The organism is Pantoea sp. FN0305 (assembly GCF_050113845.1).
Taxonomy (GTDB): domain Bacteria; phylum Pseudomonadota; class Gammaproteobacteria; order Enterobacterales; family Enterobacteriaceae; genus Mixta; species Mixta alhagi.
Map to the genome: position 1 here is coordinate 66,390 of NZ_JBNJSN010000009.1, position 14,556 is coordinate 80,945.

The following is a 14,556-nucleotide window of genomic DNA, read 5'->3' on the forward strand; positions in this document are numbered from 1 at the left end:
CTATGCAAACAAAAAAAAGTGAAATTGGAGTAGGGGCGTTCATGCTGCTGGCGCTTATCGCCATCCTGTTTCTCTGTCTGCGCGTTGCAGATGTGAAATCGCTGGGCACCGAGCCTACATGGAGGCTCTACGCGACTTTTGACAATATCGGCGGGTTGAAGGTTAGCTCTCCGGTTAAAATTGGCGGCGTGGTGATTGGTCGCGTTACGGATATTACCCTGGATGAGAAATCTCTGTCGCCACGCGTAACCATGGACATTGAAGACAGATATAACCATCTTCCCGATACCAGTTCACTGGCGATTCGTACTCAGGGGCTGCTGGGCGAACAGTATCTGGCGTTAAATGTTGGTTTTGACGATCCTGACATGGGCACGGCTATTCTGAAGGATGGCGATACGCTCCAGGATACGAAATCGGCGCTGGTGCTGGAAGATCTGATTGGTCAGTTTTTGTATAAGAGCGGCGATGGTAATCAAAGCCCTGCGCAGGAACCAAACGCGCCTGCAGCACCGACTTCTGCTAACCCGGAACAACCTTAAGAGGCTACACGTATGTTTAAACGTTTACTGATGGTCGCTATGCTGGTTATCGCGCCGCTGGCGGCAAACGCGGCAGATCAAACCAATCCTTATAAGCTGATGAATGAGGCAGCGGCGAAGACATTCACCCGCCTGAAAAACGAGCAACCGAAAATCAAGCAGGATCCCAATTATCTGCGCGAGATTGTTCGTCAGGAACTGCTGCCTTATGTACAAATTAAATACGCTGGCGCGCTGGTTCTGGGCCGCTACTACCGTGAAGCGACGCCGGCGCAGCGCGAAACCTATTTCAACGCGTTTGGCGATTATCTTGCGCAGGCTTATGGCCAGGCGCTGGCGCTTTATCATGGACAAACGTATCAAATCGCGCCGGAGCAGCCGCTGGGCAACGCGAATATCATTGCCATCCGCGTCAGCATTATCGATCCCAACGGACGGCCCCCGGTTCGCCTTGATTTTCAGTGGCGTAAGAACAGCCGTACCGGCGAATGGCAGGCCTATGACATGATCGCCGAAGGGATCAGTATGATCACCACCAAACAAAATGAGTGGAGCGATATTCTGCGTACCAAAGGCATCGACGGCCTGACGCAGCAGCTGAAAAACTATGCGGCGCAGCCTATTACTCTGGATCAGAAAAATAATGGCTGATCTTCTGAGCTGGCAGGTTGAGGCAAAAACGCTTTACCTTCGCGGGGAGCTTGACCGGGAAACACTGCTCGGCCTGTGGCAGCAGCGCGAAACCGCAATGCAAAAAATTGAGGTTATCGATGTTTCCGGGCTGCAGCGCGTAGACTCGGCCGGTCTGGCGTTACTGGTGCATCTGCGTCAGATAGCGCAACAGCAGGGTGCCAGCCCCGTTTTCAGCGGTATCACGGATAAATTACACTCCCTGATCATGCTGTACAATTTACAGCAGATTATTGTTTCTGCTGAAAATTGCGCCTAATCGCGCTGGATTTTTGTATAAGCCCCTGCACAGTCAGGGGCTTTTTGTTTGTTTAAGATAAATGCGCTTTCAACTAATATGACAGCCTGTTTATCATCAACCGAATGTAAAAAAATCATGGAAAATAGTGAAATTCAGACAGTACTAATGAACGCACTGCCGTTAAAAGAAGTACATGTCAGCGGTGACGGCAGTCATTTTCAGGTTATCGCCGTTGGCGAATTGTTCGCTGAGCTGAGCCGCGTGAAAAAACAGCAGGCGGTCTATGCACCGCTGATGGAATATATCGCTGATAACCGTATTCATGCGGTATCCATCAAAACCTACACCCCTGAAGAGTGGGAACGGGATCGTAAGCTAAACGGTTTTTAAGCTGTTGAGGCGGCTTATGGTCCGCGACTCGATGGCCTTTTAAGTTCTGATAACAGAGAGCAGTTGCAATGGATAAATTTCGTGTACAGGGTCCGACCCGGCTAAGCGGTGAAGTCACCATCTCCGGCGCCAAAAATGCCGCCCTGCCGATCCTGTTCGCCGCTCTGCTGGCTGAAGAGCCGGTGGAGATTCAGAATGTCCCGAAACTAAAGGACATTGATACCACCATGAAGCTGCTCAGCCAGCTGGGTGTAAAAGCGGAGCGCAATGGATCCGTGCATCTTGATGCCAGTAAAGTAGATATTTACTGCGCTCCTTATGAGCTGGTGAAAACCATGCGCGCCTCGATTTGGGCGCTGGGACCGCTGGTAGCGCGTTTTGGCCAGGGGCAGGTCTCTTTACCCGGCGGCTGCGCCATCGGCGCGCGACCGGTTGATTTGCATATTACCGGGCTGGAGCAACTGGGCGCGGAAATCAAGCTGGAAGAGGGCTATGTTAAAGCCTCGGTCAATGGGCGTTTGAAGGGCGCGCACATTGTAATGGATAAAGTTAGCGTTGGCGCGACGGTAACCATTATGTCTGCAGCGACCCTGGCGACCGGCACGACCATCATTGAAAACGCCGCGCGTGAACCGGAAATCGTGGATACCGCGAACTTCCTGAATACTCTGGGCGCAAAAATCAGCGGTGCAGGCGGCGATCGTATTACGATTGAGGGCGTTGAGCGCCTGGGCGGCGGCGTTTACCGCGTGTTGCCTGACCGTATTGAAACGGGAACTTTTCTGGTTGCCGCAGCGATCTCTGGCGGCAAGGTTGTGTGTCATAAAACGCAGCCTGATACGCTGGATGCGGTACTGGCGAAGCTGCGTGAAGCCGGTGCGGAAATCGAAACGGGTGAAGACTGGATCAGCCTTGATATGCACGGTAAACGTCCGAAAGCCGTTAACGTGCGTACCGCACCGCACCCGGGTTTTCCTACCGATATGCAGGCGCAGTTTACCTTGCTAAACCTGGTTGCAGAAGGAACCGGCGTCATTACCGAAACCATTTTCGAAAACCGGTTTATGCATATTCCTGAGCTGATTCGTATGGGCGCGCATGCAGAGATCGAAAGCAATACGGCGATTTGCTACGGCGTAGAGAAGCTGTCTGGTGCGCAGGTGATGGCGACGGATTTACGCGCTTCCGCCAGCCTGGTACTGGCCGGCTGTATTGCTGAAGGAACCACAGTGGTCGATCGTATTTATCATATCGATCGTGGCTATGAGCATATCGAAGATAAGCTGATCGCCATGGGCGCGAAAATCGAACGGGTTAAAGGCGAATAGATCTCGCTGCTGTAGCGCGTTCTGAAGACGTTTTTGTTAAAAACAGCGCCCGATTTCGGGGGCTGTTTTTTTTTACTTAAGCGGGGTCAGGAGCGGGAACGAATCAGCTTCTTACGATCAATCAGCTTCCTGGTTATGGGATCGTAGTAGCGGCTGGGCCAAATTTCCGCAGGATGAACTGCGAGCGCCTCGGCAATTAACCATTCCCCTTTCGGCCATGGACGATTGAGCGCATTAGCCAGCGTTGATGAACTCAGGCCAGCCTGGCGCGATACGGCGGCAAGAGAGGTTCCCTTTTTATGCAGGGCGGCAATGATATCCGCCGTATGCCAGTCTTGCTTTGTTTTATTCACATTACCCATAGCGCACGTCTCCCTATGCTGATTTTTCTTGATGAGAATTACTGGAGTTTTTAAGAAACTTTAAATTAAAAGAGTTAGGGGAAAGAGTATGTTGCTGTTTGCATTTCAAGCTCCATCTTGCCAGAAGGTGGTTTTTTATAGCAAACAGAATCCATTTATTTCCAGTAAATTCCAAATGAAGCGAAAGAAATGTGTTTCTCTTCGCAAAAGCGTGATGGGTGTTTGCAAACGGAAGGAAAAAATAAAGAGCGGGGGAGCGTTAAATAGCGCCCCCGTAACGCATCAGGAGTCGCGCTGTACTGCCATATGAGCCAGCGCTTCCAGCGCACTGCGCCAGGGAGATTCTGGCAACACCTGCAGAGCAGCGATAGCCTTATCCGCTTCCTGTTCGGCACGGTTGCGCGTCCACTCAAGAGAACCGCATTGACGCATCGCCTCCAGTACCGGATCCAGCAAATGGCGACCATTACCCTGTTCAATGGCTTCACGTATCATGGCGGTCTGCTGGGCATTGCCATGGCGCATGGCATGCAGCAACGGTAGGGTAGGTTTACCTTCGCTGAGATCGTCACCAACGTTTTTCCCCAGCGTTTGTCCATCGGCGCTGTAATCAAGCAGATCGTCAATCAGCTGAAAAGCGGTGCCGAGATAGCGACCATAATCCTGTAAACCCTGCTCCTGAGTTTCAGTAGCGCCCGCCAGAATCCCGGAAGATTGCGCCGCCGCTTCGAACAGACGCGCCGTTTTGCTGTAAATCACCCGCATATAGCTCTCTTCAGTGATATCAGGATCGTTACAGTTCATTAGCTGCAGCACTTCGCCTTCGGCGATAACGTTTACCGCTTCTGACATCAACGCCAGAATACGCAGTGAACCAAGGCTGGTCATCATTTGAAAGGCGCGGGTGTAAATAAAATCGCCTACCAGCACGCTGGCTGCGTTGCCAAAGGCCGCGTTGGCCGTAGCTTTTCCGCGCCGCATATCAGATTCATCCACCACATCGTCATGCAACAGCGTCGCGGTATGAATAAATTCAATCAGCGCGGCAATAGTCACGTGCTGCTTACCTTCATAGCCGAGCGCGCGCGCCGCAAGAATGGCAATCATAGGACGAATACGCTTTCCGCCGCCGCTGATAATGTAGTAACCCAACTGATTGATGAGCGAAACATCTGAATTCAGCTGTGAGAGGATGGTCTCGTTGACGGCCGCCATATCTGGGGCGGTTAATTCATTAATTTGTTCTAAATTCATCAGTCTGTTCAGCTATTGCTCTGTTCAGCGCCATGTTAAGCGACTTTGCCCATGTCTGTGCCATGTAATGTATTACAGATTGTACTTGAAAAACGAGGCTCTTGAATCCTGAGTATGGCGCTGCGTTTTTTTTCTGCAATCCTTTGCTATGTCCTCTTGTCAACGCAGGGATTTTTGCGTAGAATTCGCGCCCTATTGTGAATATTTATCGCGCCGCCTGACAATTGAAGAAGGTAAGCGCAGAAGCGGAGTTTTATATGTACGCGGTTTTCCAAAGTGGTGGTAAACAACACCGAGTAAGCGAAGGTCAAACCGTTCGCCTGGAAAAGCTGGACATCGCAACCGGCGAAACTATTGAGTTCGATCAGGTTCTGATGATTGCAAATGGTGACGACGTTACAATCGGCGCACCGCTGGTTTCAGGTGGCGTGATCAAAGCAGAAGTTGTTGCTCATGGTCGTGGCGAGAAAATTAAGATCGTTAAGTTTCGTCGTCGTAAACACCATCGTAAGCAGCAGGGCCATCGTCAGTGGTTCACTGATGTGAAAATCACTGGCATCAGCGCCTGAGAGGAGATCTGACAAATGGCACACAAAAAGGCTGGCGGCTCAACACGTAACGGTCGCGACTCAAATGCACAGCGCCTGGGCGTAAAACGTTTCGGCGGTGAATCTGTACTGGCTGGCAACATCATCGTTCGTCAGCGTGGCACCAAGTTCCACGCAGGTACCAACGTTGGTCTTGGCCGTGACCACACTCTGTTTGCTACTGCAAACGGTAAAGTGAAATTCGAAGTTAAAGGCCCGAACAACCGTAAATACGTCAGCATCGTTGCTGAGTAAGGTTGTCGTGCTGCAGGCGGGTTAATCTGCCTGCCAGAGAATGAAAGCCCCGCAGAATATTGCGGGGCTTTTTACATTTTGAGCTTGCCTGATTTGCTGTACAATTTACGTACAGTCTTTCCGCAACGGGTCATCGCTTATGGCCTCGGCGGAATTAAAGCCGCACCGGTTTATCCGGTCGCCAGGTGAATGATTTACGGAGAAGGTAAATGAAGTTTGTTGATGAAGCGACGATTCTGGTCGTTGCAGGTGATGGCGGTAATGGTTGCGTTAGCTTCCGCCGCGAAAAATATATTCCGAAAGGCGGCCCGGACGGCGGCGACGGCGGTGACGGCGGCGATGTCTATCTGCTGGCCGATGAAAACCTTAACACGCTGATCGATTATCGCTTTGAAAAATCTTTCCGCGCCGAGCGTGGACAGAACGGGCAGAGCCGCGACTGTACCGGCAAGCGTGGTAAAGATATCGTGATTAAAGTGCCGGTCGGCACGCGCGTTATCGATCAGGGTACCGGTGAAACGCTGGGCGACCTGACGCGCCATGAGCAAAAGCTGATGGTAGCAAAAGGCGGCTGGCACGGTCTGGGCAACACGCGCTTTAAATCCTCCGTTAACCGTACCCCGCGTCAGAAAACCATGGGTACGCCGGGTGAGAAGCGCGACCTGCAGCTGGAGCTGATGCTGCTGGCCGATGTTGGCATGCTGGGTCTGCCGAACGCCGGTAAATCAACCTTTATCCGCGCGGTGTCTGCCGCCAAGCCAAAAGTGGCTGATTATCCTTTTACCACGCTGGTGCCGAGCCTTGGTGTGGTGCGTATGGATAATGAAAAAAGCTTTGTGGTCGCCGATATTCCGGGCCTGATTGAAGGCGCAGCGGATGGCGCGGGACTGGGCATTCGCTTCCTGAAGCATCTGGAACGCTGCCGTGTTCTGCTGCACCTGATCGATCTGGCGCCAATTGATGAATCCGATCCGGTAGAAAATGCGCGTATCATCCTCGGCGAGCTGAAGAAATACAGTGAAAAACTGTATGACAAGCCGCGCTGGCTGGTCTTCAACAAAGTGGATCTGCTGAGTAAAGAAGAAGCGGAAACGCGTGCGAAGGCCATTGTGGAAGCGCTTGGCTGGGATGAGAAATATTACCTTATCTCTGCCGCCAGTCAGACCGGCGTGAATGCGCTGTGCTGGGATGTGATGTCCTTCCTGATCGCCAATCCCAAAGAGGCGGAACAGGAAGAGAAGAAACCTGAGAAAGCTGAATTCATGTGGGACGATTACCACCGTGAAGCGCTGGAACAGGCAGAAGAAGAAGTAGATGAAGATTGGGATGATGACTGGGACGAAGATGACGACGAAGGTGTCGAAATCATCTATCAGCATTAATCATGCCTGATAACTGCAGCCCGGCTTATCGCCGGGCTTTTTTTGCTGTTTTTATTGCTGCGGGCTCTATGCCTGACGTAGAGAGCATACTGATAAACCCTGCTGTCGTGCAGGGAGTGTGCAAATGATTGAAGGACGTTACCAGTTTGGCGCGCCCGGTATTAGCCTGAGCACTGGCTTGTGCTGGTTTGTCCGCTGCCCTGGTTCAGGATAGCCGGCAACCAGCATTGTGCTTCCAGTCCGGAGCGGTTCTGACGATTGCTTAACTGCATCTTTCCGCCGTGGAGCTGTAAAATTCGCAACACAATATTTAAACCCAGCCCGCTGCCGCCGTAACGCCGATCGCGTCGATGAAACGCCTGAGTAAGTTCTCCCGCGCTCTTTTCATCAATACCGGGACCTTCATCACGAATTGTCAACAGGCTGCCATTATCTTGCGCCTGTAGCTGCAGCGTAATGGGTGAGTGCTCCGGGCTATAGCGGAAAGCGTTTTCCAGTAAGTTACGCACCATCAGGCGCAATAAAACTGCATCACCCTGCACTTTCATATCCTGTTGCGTCCACTCCAGCGTCTGCTGTCGCTGATGCAGTAATTCGCTCATTTCAGCCTGCAAGGGAAGAAAAATATCCCGCTGCCAGCTCAGCGTTTGATAATGGCCGCTGGCCAGCGCTTGTCCGGCACGTGAAAGCATTAACAGCTGCTCGATGACATGCATCAACTGATCGATACGCGCGACCAGCATGGGCGCCTGCTTGATCTCCTGCTGCGCCATCAGCTCAAGGTGCAGGCGTATCCCTGCCAGCGGCGTGCGTAACTCATGGGCCGCGTCTGCTGTAAATAACCTTTCTTGCTGAAGCGTTTGATTAAGGCGGGCAAGCAGCTGATTCATTGCTCCGGTTACCGCCACGATTTCTTCCATCTCCGAATAGACAGGCAACGGCGAGAGATTATCGGCGGAGCGTTCAGCCAAACTGTTTTGTAAGGCCTCAAGTGGACGAATAACCCAGCTGATCGCCCAGAAAGAGAGAGTTAGCGTAAAGCCGACCATGACTAACGACGGAAGCAGGAGAGAGGCTATCGCTTCACGGATCTCGTTTTCAACATGCTGATTACGTAATTTCGCCGTCAGCGTTTCGTTTACCAGAAAACCGATCTGTTCACGGCTTTCATGCCATAACCAAATGGCGCTCATTAGCTGACAAGTCAGCAAAATAAGCGCCAGCATAATTAACAAACGCCGACGCATACTGTTCATTGACGCTCTTCCAGCCGGTAACCCACGCCGCGTACCGTTTTGATACGATCTTTACCCAACTTGCGGCGCAGATTATAGATATGAACTTCCAGCGCATTCGAGCTGTTATCGTCCTGCCAGCTGTAGATATCCTGCTGTAATGTCTCGCGATGCACGGTTTGACCAATTCGCATCAGCAGCCTGCAAAGCAGAGCGAACTCTTTAGGCGTAACCTCTATTGGCTGATTATTCACCGAGACCTGCAAAGAGGAGAGGTTAAGCGCCAGATCTCCATGCTGGATATGATTGTCACTGTGGCCCTGGTAACGTCTGATGAGCGCCCGTACGCGCGCTTTTAATTCAGCCAGCGCAAAAGGCTTAATCAGATAGTCGTCAGCGCCAGCGTCCAGTCCGTCAACCCGATCCTCCAGCGCATCGCGGGCTGTGAGAATCAATACCGGCAGGTCGATATTTTTTCGACGCCAGCGGCGCAGCAAATCGGTTCCATCCGCATCCGGCAGGCCAAGATCCAGTACGACTAAACTATACTCCCCACTGTGCAGCAGGGCATCCGCCTGAGCCGCTTTATCCGCGCAATCCACGGCATAACCCTCGCTACTTAGCGCGAGGGCGATGCCTTCCTGCAATAGCACATCATCTTCCACAATGAGAATTTTCATGCGGCTCAGTTATTCTGATAGATGTCTTTGTATAGCCGGCTTTCAAAGCGCACTAGCGGCACGCGGCGGATGCGTTTGTCCTCTGGCGGTACGGCATACCCGGACAGGAACTGCACAAATGCCACGCGTTGACCGCTGGCGGTGGTAATAAAGCCGGCCAGGTTATAAACCCCTGACAACGAACCGGTTTTAGCGGAAACTTTGCCATCCACGCCGGCTTCATGCAGACCGCCGCGATAGCGCAACGTGCCATCGTAGCCCGCCAGCGGCAGCATAGAGATAAAGTTCAGTTGCTGATCGTTTTGCGCAATATATTGCAGCACCTGCATCATGGTTGCCGGAGAGATCAGATCGTGACGCGATAGTCCGGATCCATCGACCAGGATACTGTTGCCAAGATCGATATTCGCCTTCTGGCGCAGAACACGGCGCACCGCATCTGAACCGGCACGCCAGGTGCCAGGAACGTTAAAATAGTGACGCCCGATGGTGCGGAAAACCGTATCGGCGATCATATTGTCCGATTTTTTCAGCATCACTTTCAGCAAATCACGCAGCGGCGCGGACTGTGTCTCCGCCAGGAGGGTGCCTGGCTCGGTGACGCGCGTTTGGCGCACCAGATGTCCGGTGTAATCAATACCGGCGTCCTGCAGCATCGCTTTTAAAATGGCTCCGGACCAGGCGGCACCATCCTGAATAGCAAAGGCCAGCGGCAAAGGTTCGCTGCGCTGCGTCATACAGCCGGTGAGTGTAAAGCGATTCAGCTCACCCGGTACGACATCCAGTTCGCAGTAAGGCGCATCGGGCGACCCTTTCGCTAAGGTACGTACCTGGCTGAACATGGTAACCGGATAATAAGACGCTACGCGAATAAAGGCGTTATCGTCGGGACGGTCGGCGCTATACAAGGACACGGAAAAACAGTTTTTATCCACGATAGCAGCGGCAGGCGGCGCGCTAAAGCACTGAGTATTATCGTTCCATGGCCAGCCTGGCGCTTTATCGTGACTGGCGAAGACCGAGGTGTCGATCACCAGATTGCCCTGAATATGGGTAATACCCTGTTTGGTCAGGGCGGTAACCATATTACGTAAATCCTGACGCGAAAGCGTGGGATCGCCGCCAAAGCGGGCAATCAGATCGCCCTGCAGGGTGCCATTATCCACTTTGCCCTGAGTTTCCAGCGTGGTGCGAAAGCGGAAGTCTGGACCCAACTCCAGCAGCGCTGCGAGCGCCGTCACTACTTTCATGGTGCTGGCTGGCAAAGCCATTTGTTTACTGTGATAATCGACCAGCGGCGTTGATGAACCCACTTTTTGTGCCATCAGCGCCAGGTTTGCGCCATCCGGTAAATATTGTGTGTATTCTTCCACGGGTGCTGCCTGAGCTTGCAGCATAAACGCACAGGTTAGTCCGGTAACAAGTCGTGAAAATCGCATAATCTCGCGGTAACTGACGGGTGAAGCCGTCATACTACGGTGCATCGTAGTAGAAAGTAAACGATGACCCATAGGGAACTCTGGGTTAAAATACGTATCAAAATGCAAACCTGAATCCTGACCTGGAGCCTGCTCCGGGTCAGGTTTCTTTTGTTTGCGAATCAGCCGGTAGCGTTGCACAACGCGTCAGGCCGACGACCCAATGGTCAGGACGACAACAAGCAAACAGGACCGATGACGAGGTATTAAAATGAATCAGATTCCGATGACGTTAAGGGGCGCGGAGAAGCTGCGTGAAGAACTCGAAGAGCTGAAGACCGTCAGACGCCCCCGTATTATTGCCTCAATTGCGGAAGCGCGTGAGCATGGCGATCTGAAAGAGAATGCCGAGTATCATGCCGCGCGTGAAGAACAAGGCTTTTGTGAAGGGCGTATTCAGGAGATCGAAGCCAAGCTGTCGAATGCGCAGGTGATCGATGTCACTAAAATCGCTAACAATGGCCGGGTGATTTTTGGCGCGACGGTAACCGTGCTGAATATCGATACTGATGAAGAGTCAACCTATCGTATCGTTGGTGATGATGAGGCGGACTTTAAGCAGAACCTGATTTCCGTAAACTCGCCGATGGCGCGCGGGTTGATTGGTAAAGAAGTGGATGATGTAGTGGTGATTAAAACGCCCGGCGGCGACGTCGAGTATGAAATTCTGAAAGTAGAATATCTTTAATCGCTCTGACGCATCACATAATTGTAAAGAAAGGAAAAAGGCCGCGTTGCGGCCTTTTATCCTGAGCAGGAGCATGGCAACTTCTTCCGGCTGACTACAATCGTTATATTTCAGGTTGCATGTGCATTGGCTTTCCTTGCTCACTTACTCAGTAAGCTTCCAGGATTTGCTGCGTTGCTGCTTTCACGCAACCCGAATTATTTAGCGTATAATCAGCTTGCCCGGTTAGCGCGGCAGGGAGATTTTGCGTTCTTCTGACGGACGGTACAGCACCAGCGTCTTGCCGATAACCTGCACGTTACAGGCCCCCGTTTCACGAACAATGGCTTCTACCATCAGGTTTTTCGTTTCCCGATCTTCGGTAGCGATCTTCACCTTAATCAGTTCGTGATGCGCAAGCGCCTGTTCGATTTCGGCCAGCACGCCTTCGGTCAGGCCATGGTTACCCAGCATAACAACGGGTTTCAGCGGATGGGCCAGACCTTTCAGGTGCTGTTTTTGTTTGGTACTCAGATTCATCGTATATTTTTACTTACATTGGGATTGAAAACGGTACATTCTACCGCCATCTCTGGTATATCACCAAACAGGACATCACTATGTTTGGTTATTTATCGCTACGATGAAGAATAGTTGGAAAAAGTATGACAGGTAAAAAGCGTTCAGCCAGTTCCAGCCGCTGGCTTCAGGAACACTTTAGCGATAAATATGTGCAACAGGCACAGAAAAAGGGGTTGCGTTCGCGCGCCTGGTTTAAACTTGATGAAATACAGCAGGGCGATAAGCTGTTTAAGCCCGGGATGACCGTGGTCGATCTTGGTGCAGCGCCTGGCGGTTGGTCTCAATACGTTGCGACCCAGATTGGCTCAAAGGGACGTATTATCGCTTGTGATCTTTTACCGATGGATCCTATCGTTGGTGTCGATTTCCTTCAGGGCGATTTTCGTGAAGAATCCGTAGTGAAAGCACTATTGGAACGCGTCGGCGAAGAGAAAGTCCAGGTTGTCATGTCCGATATGGCGCCCAATATGAGCGGCACTCCAGCCGTTGATATTCCCCGGTCGATGTATTTAGTGGAGCTGGCACTGGAAATGTGTCGCGATGTACTGGCACCTGGTGGCAGTTTTGTAGTGAAAGTATTTCAGGGAGATGGCTTCGATGAATACCTGCGGGAAATTCGCTCCCTGTTTACGAAAGTGAAAATTCGTAAGCCGGACGCTTCGCGTTCACGTTCACGCGAAGTGTACATTGTAGCGACAGGGCGCAAACTATAGCCAAAATAACTGGAGCCGTGGCAAGGCGTGCATGTCCCGATGAGCTTACGCAGTAAGTGATTTGGGTTAGTGAGCGCAGTCAACACCGCAGCGATTCCAAGTATGGTGGATATATAGTACCCTACGCTGTCTGTTAACACAGTTGTAATAAGAGGTTAATCCCTTGAGTGACATGGCGAAAAACCTGATTCTCTGGTTGGTCATCGCAGTTGTGCTGATGTCTGTTTTCCAGAGCTTTGGGCCCAGCGAGTCGAATGGCCGTAGGGTTGATTATTCAACCTTCCTGTCGGAAGTGAACCAGGATCAGGTCCGCGAGGCACGTATTAACGGGCGTGAAATCAACGTTACCAAAAAAGACAGTAATCGATATACGACCTACATTCCCGTCAACGATCCCAAGTTACTCGATAACCTGTTGACTAAAAATGTAAAAGTTGTCGGTGAACCACCGGAAGAGCCAAGCCTGCTGGCTTCCATCTTCATCTCCTGGTTCCCGATGCTGCTGCTGATTGGTGTCTGGATCTTCTTTATGCGCCAGATGCAGGGCGGGGGTGGCAAAGGCGCGATGTCCTTTGGTAAAAGCAAAGCCCGCATGCTGACGGAAGATCAGATCAAAACCACTTTTGCTGACGTTGCAGGCTGCGATGAAGCAAAAGAAGAAGTGGGCGAGCTGGTAGAATACCTGCGCGAACCCAGCCGCTTCCAGAAACTGGGCGGTAAAATTCCGAAAGGCGTACTGATGGTAGGCCCGCCGGGTACCGGTAAAACGCTGCTGGCGAAAGCGATCGCCGGTGAAGCTAAAGTGCCGTTCTTCACTATCTCAGGTTCTGACTTCGTAGAGATGTTTGTGGGTGTGGGTGCTTCTCGTGTGCGCGATATGTTTGAGCAGGCGAAAAAAGCAGCACCGTGCATCATCTTTATCGATGAGATCGATGCGGTAGGTCGTCAGCGTGGCGCTGGCTTAGGCGGTGGTCACGATGAACGTGAGCAGACGCTGAACCAGATGCTGGTAGAAATGGATGGCTTCGAAGGCAATGAAGGCATCATTGTTATTGCCGCAACCAACCGTCCTGATGTACTGGACCCGGCACTGCTGCGTCCGGGCCGCTTCGACCGTCAGGTTGTTGTTGGTCTGCCAGACGTGCGTGGTCGTGAGCAAATTCTGAAAGTACATATGCGTCGCGTGCCGCTGGCAACCGATATTGATGCCGCGATTATTGCGCGTGGTACGCCTGGCTTCTCCGGTGCCGATCTGGCTAACCTGGTGAATGAGGCCGCTCTGTTTGCCGCTCGTGGTAACAAGCGCGTTGTATCGATGGTGGAGTTCGAAAAAGCGAAAGACAAAATTATGATGGGTGCGGAACGTCGCTCCATGGTAATGACGGAAGCGCAAAAAGAGTCTACCGCCTACCACGAAGCGGGCCATGCCATTATTGGTCGTCTGGTGCCGGAACACGATCCGGTGCACAAGGTGACGATTATTCCGCGTGGACGTGCGCTTGGGGTAACTTTCTTCCTGCCGGAAGGCGATGCGATTAGCGCCAGCCGTCAGAAACTAGAAAGCCAGATTTCAACCCTGTACGGCGGCCGCCTGGCTGAAGAGATCATCTACGGTCCAGAACATGTTTCTACCGGTGCGTCTAACGACATCAAAGTCGCGACAAACCTGGCGCGTAACATGGTGACGCAGTGGGGCTTCTCGGAAAAACTGGGGCCGTTGCTGTATGCGGAAGAAGAGGGCGAGGTTTTCCTTGGTCGCTCAGTGGCTAAAGCGAAACATATGTCTGATGAAACGGCGCGTTTGATCGATCAGGAAGTGAAACTGCTGATTGATAATAACTACGAACGTGCACGTCGCATCCTCAACGAGAACATGGATATCCTGCACTCAATGAAAGATGCGCTGATGAAATATGAAACCATCGATGCGCCGCAAATCGACGATTTGATGGCTCGCCGTGAAGTGCGTCCGCCAGCGGGTTGGGAAGATGCAACTTCCAACTCTAACCATTCGGACAATGACGGTTCGCCAAAAGCGCCGCGTCCGGTTGATGAGCCGCGCACGCCGAACCCAGGTAACACCATGTCTGAGCAGTTTAATAAATAAACGCCCTCAGGCGATAAAAACCCCGGCTGGTCCGGGGTTTTTTGCATCTATCACATGACCAAA

17 protein-coding genes are annotated in these 14,556 nt (G+C 52.0%); 11 read left to right on the top strand and 6 right to left on the bottom strand.

Annotation, left to right across the window (positions count from 1 at the left end; all coding sequences use genetic code 11):
- Positions 1-2: 2 nt before the first annotated feature.
- The 5 genes from mlaD to murA all read left to right on the top strand — a co-directional run bounded on the left by mlaD (position 3) and on the right by murA (position 3,191).
- Positions 3-542: an outer membrane lipid asymmetry maintenance protein MlaD gene (mlaD, locus tag ACQE3Y_RS17235; RefSeq protein ID WP_426974853.1), complete on the top strand. Its 540-nt coding sequence runs from the start codon at positions 3-5 to the stop codon at positions 540-542.
- 12 nt (positions 543-554) lie between these two features.
- Positions 555-1,193: a phospholipid-binding protein MlaC gene (gene mlaC, locus ACQE3Y_RS17240; RefSeq protein ID WP_250651605.1), complete on the top strand. Its 639-nt coding sequence runs from the start codon at positions 555-557 to the stop codon at positions 1,191-1,193.
- Entirely contained in the window at positions 1,186-1,491 is a 306-nt protein-coding gene (gene mlaB, locus ACQE3Y_RS17245; RefSeq protein WP_250651606.1) for a lipid asymmetry maintenance protein MlaB, read from the top strand. The genes mlaC and mlaB overlap by 8 nt, the downstream gene beginning before the upstream one ends.
- A gap of 117 nt (positions 1,492-1,608) precedes the next feature.
- Positions 1,609-1,863, top strand: coding sequence for a BolA family iron metabolism protein IbaG (ibaG, locus tag ACQE3Y_RS17250; protein WP_085068306.1), 255 nt, complete (start codon positions 1,609-1,611; stop codon positions 1,861-1,863).
- A gap of 68 nt (positions 1,864-1,931) precedes the next feature.
- Positions 1,932-3,191, top strand: a complete 1,260-nt coding sequence (gene murA, locus ACQE3Y_RS17255) for a UDP-N-acetylglucosamine 1-carboxyvinyltransferase (protein WP_250651607.1) — start codon at positions 1,932-1,934, stop codon at positions 3,189-3,191.
- Between the two features lie 86 nt (positions 3,192-3,277).
- Here murA and ACQE3Y_RS17260 read toward each other — a convergent pair whose 3' ends face one another.
- Both ACQE3Y_RS17260 and ispB read right to left on the bottom strand, forming a co-directional pair.
- Positions 3,278-3,553 carry a helix-turn-helix domain-containing protein gene (locus ACQE3Y_RS17260; protein WP_420851603.1) on the bottom strand — a complete coding sequence of 92 codons (276 nt, stop codon included), beginning with the start codon at positions 3,551-3,553 and terminating at the stop codon, positions 3,278-3,280.
- Between the two features lie 282 nt (positions 3,554-3,835).
- Complete coding sequence (ispB, locus tag ACQE3Y_RS17265; protein ID WP_426982150.1) at positions 3,836-4,807, bottom strand: octaprenyl diphosphate synthase; 972 nt, start codon at positions 4,805-4,807, stop codon at positions 3,836-3,838.
- 257 nt (positions 4,808-5,064) lie between these two features.
- Here ispB and rplU point away from each other — a divergent pair, with 257 nt between their 5' ends.
- The 3 genes from rplU to cgtA all read left to right on the top strand — a co-directional run bounded on the left by rplU (position 5,065) and on the right by cgtA (position 7,031).
- Positions 5,065-5,376 carry a 50S ribosomal protein L21 gene (rplU, locus tag ACQE3Y_RS17270; RefSeq protein ID WP_085068300.1) on the top strand — a complete coding sequence of 104 codons (312 nt, stop codon included), beginning with the start codon at positions 5,065-5,067 and terminating at the stop codon, positions 5,374-5,376.
- Positions 5,377-5,391: 15 nt separating this feature from the next.
- Entirely contained in the window at positions 5,392-5,649 is a 258-nt protein-coding gene (rpmA, locus tag ACQE3Y_RS17275) for a 50S ribosomal protein L27 (protein ID WP_038628771.1), read from the top strand.
- Between the two features lie 209 nt (positions 5,650-5,858).
- Positions 5,859-7,031, top strand: coding sequence for an Obg family GTPase CgtA (gene cgtA, locus ACQE3Y_RS17280; protein WP_085068298.1), 1,173 nt, complete (start codon positions 5,859-5,861; stop codon positions 7,029-7,031).
- 161 nt (positions 7,032-7,192) lie between these two features.
- Here the strand turns inward: cgtA and pmrB are convergent, their stop codons facing one another.
- Genes pmrB through dacB form a run of 3 tightly spaced genes read right to left on the bottom strand, consistent with a single transcriptional unit; the run spans position 7,193 to position 10,385 of the window.
- Positions 7,193-8,287, bottom strand: a complete 1,095-nt coding sequence (gene pmrB, locus ACQE3Y_RS17285) for a two-component system sensor histidine kinase PmrB (RefSeq protein ID WP_426982151.1) — start codon at positions 8,285-8,287, stop codon at positions 7,193-7,195.
- Entirely contained in the window at positions 8,284-8,946 is a 663-nt protein-coding gene (gene pmrA / locus ACQE3Y_RS17290; protein ID WP_426982152.1) for a two-component system response regulator PmrA, read from the bottom strand. Before pmrA ends, pmrB begins: the two co-directional genes overlap by 4 nt.
- A gap of 5 nt (positions 8,947-8,951) precedes the next feature.
- Positions 8,952-10,385 carry a serine-type D-Ala-D-Ala carboxypeptidase gene (gene dacB / locus ACQE3Y_RS17295; RefSeq protein WP_426974885.1) on the bottom strand — a complete coding sequence of 478 codons (1,434 nt, stop codon included), beginning with the start codon at positions 10,383-10,385 and terminating at the stop codon, positions 8,952-8,954.
- A 250-nt stretch (positions 10,386-10,635) separates the two neighbouring features.
- Here dacB and greA point away from each other — a divergent pair, with 250 nt between their 5' ends.
- On the top strand, positions 10,636-11,112 hold the full coding sequence (gene greA / locus ACQE3Y_RS17300; protein ID WP_085068294.1) for a transcription elongation factor GreA: 477 nt from the start codon (positions 10,636-10,638) through the stop codon (positions 11,110-11,112).
- Between the two features lie 225 nt (positions 11,113-11,337).
- Here the strand turns inward: greA and yhbY are convergent, their stop codons facing one another.
- Positions 11,338-11,631, bottom strand: a complete 294-nt coding sequence (yhbY, locus tag ACQE3Y_RS17305; protein WP_085068292.1) for a ribosome assembly RNA-binding protein YhbY — start codon at positions 11,629-11,631, stop codon at positions 11,338-11,340.
- 125 nt (positions 11,632-11,756) lie between these two features.
- On the opposite strand from yhbY, the gene rlmE reads away from it, so the two are divergent.
- Together rlmE and ftsH are read left to right on the top strand one after the other, a co-directional pair.
- Complete coding sequence (rlmE, locus tag ACQE3Y_RS17310; protein ID WP_085068291.1) at positions 11,757-12,386, top strand: 23S rRNA (uridine(2552)-2'-O)-methyltransferase RlmE; 630 nt, start codon at positions 11,757-11,759, stop codon at positions 12,384-12,386.
- Positions 12,387-12,558: 172 nt separating this feature from the next.
- A complete protein-coding gene (gene ftsH, locus ACQE3Y_RS17315) occupies positions 12,559-14,493 on the top strand; it encodes an ATP-dependent zinc metalloprotease FtsH (protein WP_250651612.1) in 1,935 nt (644 codons plus the stop codon).
- The last annotated feature ends 63 nt before the right edge of the window (positions 14,494-14,556 follow it).

What these genes read in the sequence shown, in the direction of transcription:
- mlaD (WP_426974853.1), top strand. Translation starts at nt 3, where the DNA reads ATGCAAACAAAAAAAAGTGAAATTGGAGTAGGGGCGTTCATGCTGCTG.
- mlaC (WP_250651605.1), top strand. Translation starts at nt 555, where the DNA reads ATGTTTAAACGTTTACTGATGGTCGCTATGCTGGTTATCGCGCCGCTG.
- mlaB (WP_250651606.1), top strand. Translation starts at nt 1,186, where the DNA reads ATGGCTGATCTTCTGAGCTGGCAGGTTGAGGCAAAAACGCTTTACCTT.
- ibaG (WP_085068306.1), top strand. Translation starts at nt 1,609, where the DNA reads ATGGAAAATAGTGAAATTCAGACAGTACTAATGAACGCACTGCCGTTA.
- murA (WP_250651607.1), top strand. Translation starts at nt 1,932, where the DNA reads ATGGATAAATTTCGTGTACAGGGTCCGACCCGGCTAAGCGGTGAAGTC.
- ACQE3Y_RS17260 (WP_420851603.1), bottom strand. Translation starts at nt 3,553, where the DNA reads ATGGGTAATGTGAATAAAACAAAGCAAGACTGGCATACGGCGGATATC.
- ispB (WP_426982150.1), bottom strand. Translation starts at nt 4,807, where the DNA reads ATGAATTTAGAACAAATTAATGAATTAACCGCCCCAGATATGGCGGCC.
- rplU (WP_085068300.1), top strand. Translation starts at nt 5,065, where the DNA reads ATGTACGCGGTTTTCCAAAGTGGTGGTAAACAACACCGAGTAAGCGAA.
- rpmA (WP_038628771.1), top strand. Translation starts at nt 5,392, where the DNA reads ATGGCACACAAAAAGGCTGGCGGCTCAACACGTAACGGTCGCGACTCA.
- cgtA (WP_085068298.1), top strand. Translation starts at nt 5,859, where the DNA reads ATGAAGTTTGTTGATGAAGCGACGATTCTGGTCGTTGCAGGTGATGGC.
- pmrB (WP_426982151.1), bottom strand. Translation starts at nt 8,287, where the DNA reads ATGAACAGTATGCGTCGGCGTTTGTTAATTATGCTGGCGCTTATTTTG.
- pmrA (WP_426982152.1), bottom strand. Translation starts at nt 8,946, where the DNA reads ATGAAAATTCTCATTGTGGAAGATGATGTGCTATTGCAGGAAGGCATC.
- dacB (WP_426974885.1), bottom strand. Translation starts at nt 10,385, where the DNA reads ATGCGATTTTCACGACTTGTTACCGGACTAACCTGTGCGTTTATGCTG.
- greA (WP_085068294.1), top strand. Translation starts at nt 10,636, where the DNA reads ATGAATCAGATTCCGATGACGTTAAGGGGCGCGGAGAAGCTGCGTGAA.
- yhbY (WP_085068292.1), bottom strand. Translation starts at nt 11,631, where the DNA reads ATGAATCTGAGTACCAAACAAAAACAGCACCTGAAAGGTCTGGCCCAT.
- rlmE (WP_085068291.1), top strand. Translation starts at nt 11,757, where the DNA reads ATGACAGGTAAAAAGCGTTCAGCCAGTTCCAGCCGCTGGCTTCAGGAA.
- ftsH (WP_250651612.1), top strand. Translation starts at nt 12,559, where the DNA reads ATGGCGAAAAACCTGATTCTCTGGTTGGTCATCGCAGTTGTGCTGATG.